The organism is Spirosoma sp., from assembly GCF_048594605.1.
GTDB lineage: Bacteria > Bacteroidota > Bacteroidia > Cytophagales > Spirosomataceae > Spirosoma.
This window is the reverse complement of record NZ_JBMDWV010000350.1, coordinates 1-11,068: the sequence shown is the minus strand read 5'-3', so window position 1 is coordinate 11,068 and position 11,068 is coordinate 1. Positions and strand designations below refer to the sequence as shown.

At 49.8% G+C, this 11,068-nt stretch carries 9 protein-coding genes; 4 read left to right on the top strand and 5 right to left on the bottom strand.

The window, feature by feature from the left end; translation table 11 throughout:
- The 4 genes from ACOJS8_RS21235 to ACOJS8_RS21220 form a co-directional block, all read right to left on the bottom strand.
- On the bottom strand, positions 1-384 hold a 384-nt coding region (locus ACOJS8_RS21235; protein WP_420150557.1), incomplete at its 3' end, for an ABC transporter ATP-binding protein.
- Between the two features lie 231 nt (positions 385-615).
- Positions 616-1,602 carry a hypothetical protein gene (locus ACOJS8_RS21230; protein WP_420150556.1) on the bottom strand — a complete coding sequence of 329 codons (987 nt, stop codon included), beginning with the start codon at positions 1,600-1,602 and terminating at the stop codon, positions 616-618.
- A 211-nt stretch (positions 1,603-1,813) separates the two neighbouring features.
- On the bottom strand, positions 1,814-2,770 hold the full coding sequence (locus tag ACOJS8_RS21225) for an amidohydrolase family protein (RefSeq protein ID WP_420150555.1): 957 nt from the start codon (positions 2,768-2,770) through the stop codon (positions 1,814-1,816).
- Positions 2,771-2,800: 30 nt separating this feature from the next.
- Positions 2,801-4,912: a TonB-dependent receptor gene (locus tag ACOJS8_RS21220; RefSeq protein ID WP_420150554.1), complete on the bottom strand. Its 2,112-nt coding sequence runs from the start codon at positions 4,910-4,912 to the stop codon at positions 2,801-2,803.
- A gap of 330 nt (positions 4,913-5,242) precedes the next feature.
- Here ACOJS8_RS21220 and ACOJS8_RS21215 point away from each other — a divergent pair, with 330 nt between their 5' ends.
- From ACOJS8_RS21215 to ACOJS8_RS21200, 4 genes are all read left to right on the top strand, one after another.
- Positions 5,243-6,289 carry a sensor histidine kinase gene (locus tag ACOJS8_RS21215; RefSeq protein ID WP_420150553.1) on the top strand — a complete coding sequence of 349 codons (1,047 nt, stop codon included), beginning with the start codon at positions 5,243-5,245 and terminating at the stop codon, positions 6,287-6,289.
- 233 nt (positions 6,290-6,522) lie between these two features.
- The gene (locus tag ACOJS8_RS21210; protein ID WP_420150552.1) at positions 6,523-7,419 is read left to right on the top strand and encodes a pirin family protein; all 897 of its coding nucleotides are present in this window, start codon (positions 6,523-6,525) and stop codon (positions 7,417-7,419) included.
- A 511-nt stretch (positions 7,420-7,930) separates the two neighbouring features.
- Positions 7,931-9,448, top strand: coding sequence for a DEAD/DEAH box helicase (locus ACOJS8_RS21205; protein ID WP_420150558.1), 1,518 nt, complete (start codon positions 7,931-7,933; stop codon positions 9,446-9,448).
- An 80-nt stretch (positions 9,449-9,528) separates the two neighbouring features.
- Positions 9,529-10,641, top strand: a complete 1,113-nt coding sequence (locus ACOJS8_RS21200; protein ID WP_420150551.1) for a Gfo/Idh/MocA family protein — start codon at positions 9,529-9,531, stop codon at positions 10,639-10,641.
- Between the two features lie 82 nt (positions 10,642-10,723).
- Here ACOJS8_RS21200 and ACOJS8_RS21195 read toward each other — a convergent pair.
- Positions 10,724-11,068: LysM peptidoglycan-binding domain-containing protein (locus ACOJS8_RS21195; RefSeq protein WP_420150550.1), on the bottom strand; the 345-nt coding region annotated here is incomplete at its 5' end.

Genomic DNA, 11,068 nt, shown 5'->3' with positions numbered 1-11,068 from the left:
CGTATCAACCTGATCGGCGGGGGCTTGCTTTGCCTTTCCAACAAAACCGACCAGATCGCGTGGGTTGAGAAACGCAGGGTAAAGTGGCTCGGCTTCGGCATAATTGACCCGCAATCGGTACGCTACCGGGTCGCGGTTGATTTCGTGCTGATTGTGGAGCCGTATTTCGCCCGAAAAGGGTAATAAACCGGCTACTGTGCGGAAAAACGTAGTTTTCCCGGAACCGTTTCCGCCCCGAAAATAGTGGATGCCAGATGGCAGGTTCAGGCTTGGTACAGTCAGGACGGTATGTCCGTTATAGGCTTTGGTGAAATTCGTGACGGTGAGCAAGGCGTAGGCTAGTTTGGGCAAAAATACCGATTTGGCTCCGGGCACCAAACCCATCCATCACTTGTATAAACCGATACTCCTCAGTGCGCTACGCAGTTTGTATGACTTGCCTGACCGAAAACTAAAACGAAAGATACTATATGTCTTGCCGGCATTAGGTTTTACCGGACTATTTCTTCTGGTCGAAGTCCAGTAATTGCGGAAGATAATGCATGCATGACTTGTTAACACTGAATTACGTGGCTCTGAATGAGTATTTAATCCCGCTACTATGATAATCTCCGCTCAGGATACGGATTGCGGCTTTTTTGGCGATGAATAAAATCCTTTACCTATCAGAACGAAAGTAACAACCCAGAAAAATGCCAGCACAATCAGATTGGTGTAGCTGGGTGTGTATCTGACCGACATCATGTCGTTGAGCGAGGGTGCGTACAGAGTCTGCAACGTAGCGCCGGGCCTGATGGTCTCGTAATCGGTTTTATCGATGGCAATAATCCGTTGCTTTTGCTGGTCCTGAACCGTAGCCTGATAGCGATAGGAGGGACCAAATAAATCGATGCGGCTGTGCCGACGCCGGTGCAAATGCTGGGTTTGCTCCTTTAGGCTGGTGTCCAGCACGCGTACCGTTACGGGCTGCCCATCCGCTTTTATCTGCTGGTAGTACTGAAAATACTGGTACGTATCGTAGGAAAAGAAAACAGACAAAACCAGGCAAATGCCTATGAGCAGGATTCGGGCTGTGGCTGATAAAAAGGGGATCGGTACAAAGGTCATAATTACGCCGGAAACAACGAAAAACGATAGAACACTCAGCACCAGACAAATTAAAAGCAGCTTGGTTTCGTCGGATAACGTAGTGACTGAACTCCAGTTGATTAGGCGCGAAACATTCGGATTATTCCTGAAAATTGGTTCGTGTTGCGGTTGACGAAAGGCGTCATAATCAGCGTGATAAAGCAGTTGAACCGGATCGCCCGTGTCGACGTAGACCGAATCGACTACGTATCGGCTGGTATAGGATTTTCCCTGATACGTAAAGGTCAGATACGTAACGTTACCTAGATAATCGCGCCAGGACCGCTGCTGTGAATTCAAGTCATTAACGGTAACAGTTGTCAGCTTCCCTTCCTCTGCAAAGGTTTTTTCGAGCGCTACGTCCCGATAAAACCCCCAGGCCGCCCAGGTAAGCACGATCAGAACGCACGCAGCAATCAACGATACGATGAACGAGTAAATACGGCCTATGGTCGTAGCAGCTTTAGTAAGCATAATTGCCGGCTTGTTAGACTATGATTGCACACGCCCGGATCGTCTGGTAATCAGCTGTTAATAAGGCCGTTTGAAATCATAAATCTAAAAGTAGTTAACTTGCTTATGGCATCGCAATATGTGTTCGTATTCGGTCAATTTAGGGAGTGAAGCTGTCTGGTATTGATTGACTACAACCCTGGACGAAGCAGAAAACGAACGTAGCGCGGCTCTATTCGGGCTGTAAAGGGCTGCGCTTTTTCCAGTGGTAAGCCGCGACAGAGTTTTTCCAAAAGTATTTTTCGGCTACCGTTCGGCCTTTTGCCGTGAAATATTCTTTGACCAGATTCAATCCAGCATTAAACGGCAGCCACTGATCGCTGTTTGGCCAATCGCTTCCGTAGAGTAATCGATCTTCCCCGAAAATACCGAAAAGCTGATCCAGTCGATCCTGATAGAACGAGAGCGATTGCGGAATTTTTCCATCTACCCGACGTAGCACTTCCGAAATTTTTACGTACACCTGAGGCCGTTTGCCTAGCTCCTGCAGGTCGGCCTCATGGTTCTTACGGGACGCAGCCTCTTGGGGTACGGCCATTTGGGGAAGATGATCGATTACCACCCGCAAATTCGGCGCCTGGTCGGCGAGTCGCACAATGGCATCCAGCAGCGTAGGGTTGGGATTTGCCGTATCCAGTACCAGGCCCGTTTGCCCCAGAAATTGAAGGTCCGATATAAACCTGGGCATTGACAGTTGGGCGGATAAATTCCGATTCCAGAGGTTACCGTATCGTATACCGCGAAACAGCGGATTGCGCTGAAATCGTTCGAGTTGCTGACGAAAATCGGGCGTACCTGGTTCAAGATTGCCTATTGTGCCGACGATGATATTGTCTTTAGCGGCCACATCAAGTACCCACTGGTTATCATCGGGCAAAGGGCTTGCCTCCACGACCAGCGCGCCAACAATACCGAGCGGTTCGGCAATCTTCCGATATCGATCCGGTAGGGCGGGTTGGTAAAGAATACCATCATTTTTGGTCGGCCAGGGCAAACCCTCCGGGCGAGACGTATCGAACAGGTGAATGTGCGTGTCAATGATCGGAATAGCGGTATCCTGTCTCCATGTCAGCGAAGGGAACGTAGCGGAAGCGCCAGCGGCCAACGCAAGAAAATCTCTACGGTTCATAGCCAGAAAAAGAAGACGTATGGAACGTTCTCACCATTTTACACCTAGCCGGACACCTCCCAGTCCATTCCGGGCAGGCGAAGCATTGTAATAGCGATTGCCCAGCGCGTTCAGGTCATAGCCCAGCGAGTAAGCCTGATTGAGCAGGTTATCGCCACTGGCGTAAAGATCGAGGGTCCAATGCTGCCCCAGGTTTTGACGATAACCGAGCGTAGCCTGCAACAGCCGGGTCGGGTCCGACGTAACGGTATTGGCATCATTGAGCGCGAATTCGTTCAGATACTGGAACGTAACGTGTGCATACAGTCCCAGCCGCGTTTCGGCATCGATACCCGTCACGAGTGTAGTAGGTGCTACCCCCGGAACGCGATTGTTTGATAGGTCGGTGGTGCCCTGCTGATAATTCCTGAACCGATAATCAGTCAACGTCATGTTATACCATATACGTAGCAGATTGAAAAACTGTGGGGACGTAGCGGATGGCAGCAGGAAGTCGTACGAAAGTTGCGTTTCCAGCCCCTGCTGATCGATATGCCCACCGTTGACAAAATATTCGGCACCAGTTGCATCGGACCGGCGGACGATGGTTTCGTTTAGTTTAAGATGATAAGCCGCTACGTCGAACCGGAAGCGGCCATTGGCAGTTGATCCCCGCAAACCCACTTCGTAACTCGTTCCCCGCTCTGGATTGAGATCCGTATTGAAACCACCTGCCGAGGGCCGCACTTCCTGGCTCGATGGAGCCGAATAACCCGTGCTGATACTGGCGAAGGCCGAAAGACGTTGCCCAAACGTACGTAGTAAAGCCACACGTGGCAACCAGACGGGGGTGAAATCGCGGGTTAGCAACGTAGCGGGTAAGGCTCCGGCCGAACGTACCGGAAACCGGGTGAACCCATAGCGAACATCGTTCCGACTCAAGCCCGCCGTTAGCCGGAAATGGGCTGGAAGTTCGGCTTCAGCCTGCGCAAAAACCGTAGACTGACGGGCAATAAGCTCTTCATCGGTCTGGATGGTGTCGGCCACGCCCGCGCGATTGCCAAAATTACGAACAACCGTGAAGTTGCGTAGCCACTCTGCGCCAACCGTAAACGTAGTCGGCAGCGGGCCATTCGGCAGGCGAATTTGCGTAACCGTACGTCCGCCCAGACCCTGATCGGTACGCTTTTCATAATTGGTAATGAATGGGTTCGCAAAGTCGGTCGTTGAGCCGTAAATAACCGTTGTGTTCTGAATCCGGTCGTTCCAGCGGTACTCGTGCGAAAATCCCAGATAGCCCACCTTCTGGTAAATCCCCGCCTGTTGAGCCGCACTGCCTGGCAACGTAGCAGTGGCCGGCCGCGACGCTCTCGGATTCGCCTGGTACTGCGCCAGTGTAAGGCCGCCCGGCGTCTGATAATGCAGATCCGAATAGAGCGCCAGCACCGAAATGGTACGTTTGGGACTAACCGAAAACGAGCCGGTTAAACTCAGATTATCGCGGACAACGGCACTCTGGTCGCGGTAGCCATCCGATTGTAAATGGTTATAACTGAGTGAAATGGCTGAGTTGTTTTTGCCGGTCTGAACGGTAAGCCCATTGCCATACAAACCGTAACTGCCACCCAGCGCCGAAATCTCGACAAGGCTTTTATTGGCTGGTACGTTGAGTCCGCTAAACAGAACAGTACCGCCCGTTCCGGCTCCGTACAAACTTCCCGACGGCCCTTTGATCACTTCAATACGTCCCAGCGCCCGAACGTCCAGCGCGTTCAATGGCGTATTGCCACCCGCATCGGTAAGCGGTAATTCATTCCAGTACGTTTTGATGTTTCGTACCCCAAACGGCGATCGTATCGCACTGCCCCGTATCGCCAGCCGATAACTCCCCGGCGACCGTTCGTCGGCCCGAACACCCGGCAACGTATTGAGTGATGGGATCAGCGTAGGCGTACCAAAACGTTGTTGTAAATCCCGGCGGGTAAGTAAGCTGACCGAAGCAGGCGTTTCCAGCAAACGTCGGTTGGTCGCGTAGCCGCGCACCACTACTTCATTAAGTTGAAGCGTATCGTCGAGCGAGGTAGTCGTGGGTGTCTGCGCCAACAGCGTGGATACGCTCAGGCAAAAGGTTAAAATGACCGTTGAAAAGTAGAGTTTCAGCATCGAGTATAGAGTATCGGATAAAAGTACTACGTAACAGGTAGAAACTTTAGCGTTTTAACTATAGTAATTTGGCGCATCTGAAAAATAGGTTCAATTCTGTTGCTTACATCGATAATGATAACTAGGTATTCAACAGAAAGGCGATTAATATCGCCTGATTGTTCGGATTATTTTTCCAGTAGTGAATCGAATCCAGTAAAACACTACATAGCTATTTAGGAATTAGGGAGAAAAGCACTGGGGCCTGAAAACTGATCCAGGATTTTGGGCAATACGTATCGGTCACGTAATTTTACCAGTAACGATTTAATTTTTAGGATTGCAGCATTCATGCAGGTGCAGGACAGTCACCAACGTACCAAGCCAAATGATAAATGGTTTCGAATCATCGGGATTCCGATGGCTGTTTTGCCTTTTGTATATTTCTATGGTCGAGAGTACGGATTCTCGTGGCCGCTGGTACTGCTTACCTTCGGTTGGGGCGTATTGACAACCACCGTTACCTGGGAGTTGCTACGTTGGTGGGTGTTTCAGGCCCGGGCGCGTTACATGCAGATTGACCGAACCGGCTGGCGGGTGCTGCTTACATTTCTGGGATACGCATTCGTTATCATTATTGTCCAGCCTTTCGAAACGTGGGGATTAAGCAAGGTTGACCCTACCGGACTGATTGCTCCACCAACGACCCGCGTGTATCTGACGCATATCCTGATGGCCATATCCTTTGCGTTTATCGTAGGGGGCGTTTATGAGGTGATCTATTACCTGAAACTGTATCGGCTGGCCATACTGGATACAGAATCGCTCAAAAAAGCGAAAATGCAGGCTGAGTTAGACGCCCTTCGACAGCAGGTTAACCCCCATTTTCTGTTCAATGGCCTCAATACGTTAACCGCATTAATTAGCGAGGATCCGCAAAAGGCCGAAGTGTTTAGCGAGGAGCTTAGTACCGTGTATCGGTATCTGCTACGTAGTAACGATTCGCCACTGGTTCCGCTCACCAGCGAGTTGAAATTTATTCATTCGTATTATCACCTCCTCAAGACCCGCCACGGCGATTCATTGTCCATTATTACCAACATCTCGCCCGAAGCCGAAGCGCAGCAACTTCCTCCTCTAACGCTGCAACTGCTGATCGAGAATGCAGTAAAGCACAACATTATTTCGGCCAGCAAGCCCCTGACTATCTCGCTAAGTACCGACCAGAATCACCGCCTTGTTGTAAGCAACAACCTACAGCGCAAACTAGGCAATCGGGTGCTAAGCAATGGGGTGGGGTTAAGCAATATTCTAACGAAGTACCAGATGTTGGGACAGCCCGCGCCAATTATCGAAGACAATGGCCATGAGTTTCGCGTTACGTTGCCACTGATTTGATGCCATGTAATGACCAGACCAATTTCGAGCCTGATATCGATTGAGTAAATTAAAGTGTTGGTTTATTTACTCAGCTCATCGTGTCCTGATTTGCTATCCTTCAGTATAGTGCTATATAAAAGTATAGTACTAACAAATGTATAGTAAACTGTATTAGCTTTGTGTAAGGATTGACGGATACTCGGCACGCGAGCAGAAAGAGGTTTTGTCAATCCGGACTAAACAACAATGGCATGGAAACAATCATAGAGCAACAAATAGCCCGAAAAAGAAAACTAGTTACGATACATACTCCTCCTGCACAACCGGGATTTCTAGGGGCAGGTCACATTGCCCGCGCTGTTATCCAGACTGACTTTAGCCAGAGCGATCCGTTTATTATACTGATGGACGATCGACTGAATAAGCAGGATGGTGAACCGGTCGGCGGACCACATCCACACGCCGGATTTGAAACGGTTTCTTTGTTACTGGAAGGTGAAATAGGTGATTCTGCCCACCAAATGAAAGCGGGAGATTTTCAAATCATGACGGCAGGAAGTGGCATTGTTCACACGGAAACTATCGATCGGGAAGTATCCATGCATCTTTTGCAGATGTGGCTAAATCTACCAAAGAACGACCGTTGGACTACTCCCCGAGTACAGGACCTTCCGTTGGCGCAGGTTCCCAAACGAATGGAAAAAGGTGTGGAGATTCGGGTATATAGCGGTTCGTTCGCAGGCATTACGTCACCGATCCAGAATTACGTACCCCTTATTGTTGCCGATATTCGATTAGAGCCGGGAAGTAGCACCACGCAACTGATTCCTGATTCGTTTAACGCGTTTCTATATGTGATTGAAGGCCGCGTGACTATAGGTGAAGAAAACACTACGTTGCAGCAGGATCAGGTCGGATGGCTCAACAGACTTTCCGGTACCGGGCAAAGTGAGCTACAACTGGGAGCAGGCGAAACCGGAGGGCGGGTTATTTTGTATGCAGCGCAACCTCAGCACGATCCGATTGTTTCGTATGGGCCGTTCATTGCCGACACTCAGGACGAGATAAGGAACTTGTATAAAGAGTTTCGTCAGGGTAAAATGGACCACGTTTCAAATCTTCCCCAAAGTCAACGGGTAATGTACTAGATGAATAATTGGTGGTTGATAAGCCGGAGCTTTCATTAACCGCAAAAGATACCTACGACGCGTAAATCTGAAATCAGCCGAACGTATTGGCAAACGGATTTCAGATTTGCGCGTCGTATTTTATATTTTATGTCTGATTAGGAGCGATTGAATAGCAGAACTATACTACATAGCACTGGTTAAATGAAACTACGAGTGGATTGGTAATCCAGTTGAAATAAAAACTTATCGGCGATGTACAGAAGTGAATCGCATACGATTAATAAACAAAAACAACTGAGAAACAGGGTTACTGGATAAAGTTCGGTTTTATCGTTATATTTGTTAAAAAGCAATCGGATCGACTCGGAGTCCTGCATAACCTGCGTTGGAAAACCGTTACGATGAGCCGCTGTTGCAACGCATCGCTGACCGGGAAGTTAAGGTCAGCCGTTTTAACATTCATTACGCTGATACCTTGACATTTTCTGAATTTAATCTGCACGACGACCTGCTGGCGGGTGTAGATGCCATGAATTATTTAAAGGCCACGCCTATTCAGGAGATGGCCATACCTAAGATCCTCGAAGGACGTGACCTCATCGCCAGTGCCCAGACCGGTACCGGAAAAACGGCGGCCTATCTGATTCCTCTCATCGACCGGATTTCGCACGCTGACCACGACCACACCAGTACGTTGATTCTGGTGCCCACACGCGAACTGGCCAAACAGATCGACGAACAGGTGGAAGGGTTCGGGTATTTCGTTGACGTAAACAGCCTCGCTATTTACGGAGGAGGCAAAGGCGACGACTGGGATAAACAGCGGAAAGCCCTTGAAACGGGTGCCGATATTATTATTGCCACGCCCGGACGCCTGATTGCGCATATGCAACTGGGCTACGTTAAGTTCGATAAAATCGACTACCTGGTGCTGGACGAGGCCGATAAAATGCTTGATATGGGCTTTTCGGACGACATTCTGAATATTGTAACGAAACTGCCAACCAAACGGCAAACGTTACTTTTTTCGGCCACGATGCCCAATAAAATCCGGGAATTTTCGAAACGTATTCTGACCGAGCCGGAAGAGATTCGGCTCGCCGTTTCGAAGCCAGCCGCCGGGATCGATCAGCAGTTTTATATGGCGTACGACCAGCAGAAACTGCCGTTGCTGGTGCATCTGATCAAAAACAGTACGAAGCCTGTGCAAAGCATGGTGCTCTTTACATCCAAAAAAGCGGAGGTAAATGGCATTGTGCGTGCGTTAAGCAAACTCGGCTACGAAGCACGCGGCATTAGCTCCGATCTGGAACAGGACGACCGGGAGATCGTGCTACGTGATTTCAAAAACAAGGCGTTCCCGATTCTGGTGGCTACGGACGTATTGTCGCGCGGGATTGATATTGATAACCTGACCCACGTAGTAAATTACGACATTCCGCGCGATGCTGAAGATTATGTTCACCGGATTGGCCGGACGGCGCGCGCTGCTACTACCGGAACAGCCATTACGTTTATCAGTGATCAGGATCAGAACCGTATTGTCAATATCGAGCGGCTGATTGAGCGTGAGGTCGAAAAACAGGCGATTACCGAACAGCTGGACATGGGTAAAGCTCCGGTGTTCGATCCTAAGCGATTTAGTGGCCGTCATGGAAGTGGCCGACACGGAGGTGGTCGTCGTGGTCAGGACTTGCAGAGTAAAAGTAAATCGGATCAGCGTTCGGGTCAGCGAAGCTCCGGGCGTCGCAGAAACGAACAGGTATCTACGGCTGAGCAGGGAGAAGAAAATCAAAATCGTCAGCGGGAACGTACTCGTCAAACTGAAAACGGCAGACACAAACCTCGTCCGGAAACGAAAAGTGATGCTGAATCTCCAGTAGATGGGGCCGTTGCTACGTCGAATCAGGCACAGCCGCTGTCAGTCGATGGTCAGTCGGCCGACAAACCTAAACGCCGGAAAAAACGTCGTCGTGGGCCTCGGGGCGAAGGACGTGATGATGCGGCATCCCGACAAAGTCAGCCCAACGTACCCGTTGGTGAATAGCATAGATAAATTTATTCGATAGCCCGGTTCCATTCCGGGCTTTTTGTTACCTTTTATTGGTCAAATCAAAGGCCATTTCCATGAACACGCTTATCTCCCGCCGAACATCGTTGCAAGCCCTGACGCTAACCGCAGGTAGTTTATTAACCCAGCCACTTGATTTGTTTGCTGAGCAACAGCCTGCTCCAAAAAAACTGGGAATTGCACTGGTGGGACTGGGAAATTACGCAACGAATCAGTTAGCGCCGGCTTTGCTCGAAACGCAGCACTGTTATCTGGCGGGTATTGTAACGGGCTCACCCGAAAAAGCAAAAACGTGGGCAGAGAAGTACAATATACCCGCGAAGAATATCTACAATTACCAGACCTTCGACCAGATACGTAACAACCCTGATATCGATATCATCTACGTAGTGTTGCCTAATTTCCTGCATGCTGAATATACCATTCGGGCCGCTCAGGCGGGTAAGCACGTCATTTGTGAAAAGCCTATGGCCATGAACGCCAACGAAGCCCGACAGATGATTACAGCCTGTGAAAAAGCGGGTGTACAGCTATCGGTGGGATATAGACTGTATTTCGAACCGCATCATCTGGAAATGCGTCGGTTGGTAGCCGCGAAAGAATTCGGACAGGTGAAAGTGATTGAATCAGCGCTGGGCTTTACGGTACCGGGCCCCAACTCCTGGCGACTTGATAAGAAAATCGGTGGGGGAGGAGCCATTATGGATTTGGGCGTCTATGCGATTCAGGGCGCTCGCCGTACGCTCAATCTGGACCCGATCAACGTAACGGCGCAGGCGTTTACATACGATAAAGAACATTTTAAAGATGTACACGAAATGGTGTTCTGGCAGTTTGAATTTCCGGGCGGAACCATTGCCGACTGTCGTACTACGTATTCCTCTTACGTTGACCGGCTCTACGTTACCTGCGAGCGCTGGGGCTGGTTTAAGCTTGAACCGGCGTATAACGCGACCGGGGCGCAGGGTGTGACAAGCAAAGGCCCGATGGACGTACCGTCGCCCCATTACCAGCAAATTGCGCAGATGGATGCGTTTGTTCAGTCCATTCGAACGAAAACCAAACCAGAAGCATCGGGGGAAGAAGGCTGGAAAGATATGAAACTCATCGGTGCCATTCTACAGGCCGCCGAAACCGGACGTAAGATTCAGATTGACTGGCAGAGTTAACGACGTAACGCGGGCCAAGCGGTAATGCTACGTCGGTCAACCCGTTGAATTAACCTAACCGACGTAGCATTGCCCGATTCAATTAATGAACCCGTAATTTTTGTCCTGGCCGAAGTCGTGAGCCTGACATATGGTTTTTACGTTTCAGGGCTGAAACCGACATTCCATACCGGTCGGCAATGGATGTAAGCGTCTCGCCAGAGCGTACCCGGTGCAACACTGTCCGTTTTATACGTGGTTTGAAGCTTAACTCCGACGATGACGAATGACTGCTGCTTCCTCCGCGCAGGTAGTCCCAAACAGTACCTGTTAACAGAAAATGATCAGAGTTGATCGTGTTTTCCGGGAACGAATAAATGTTTAACGGACTAAAAGGATTGCCTTCGTAACGTGTTTCGAAATGCAGATGAGGGCCAGAGCTACGGCC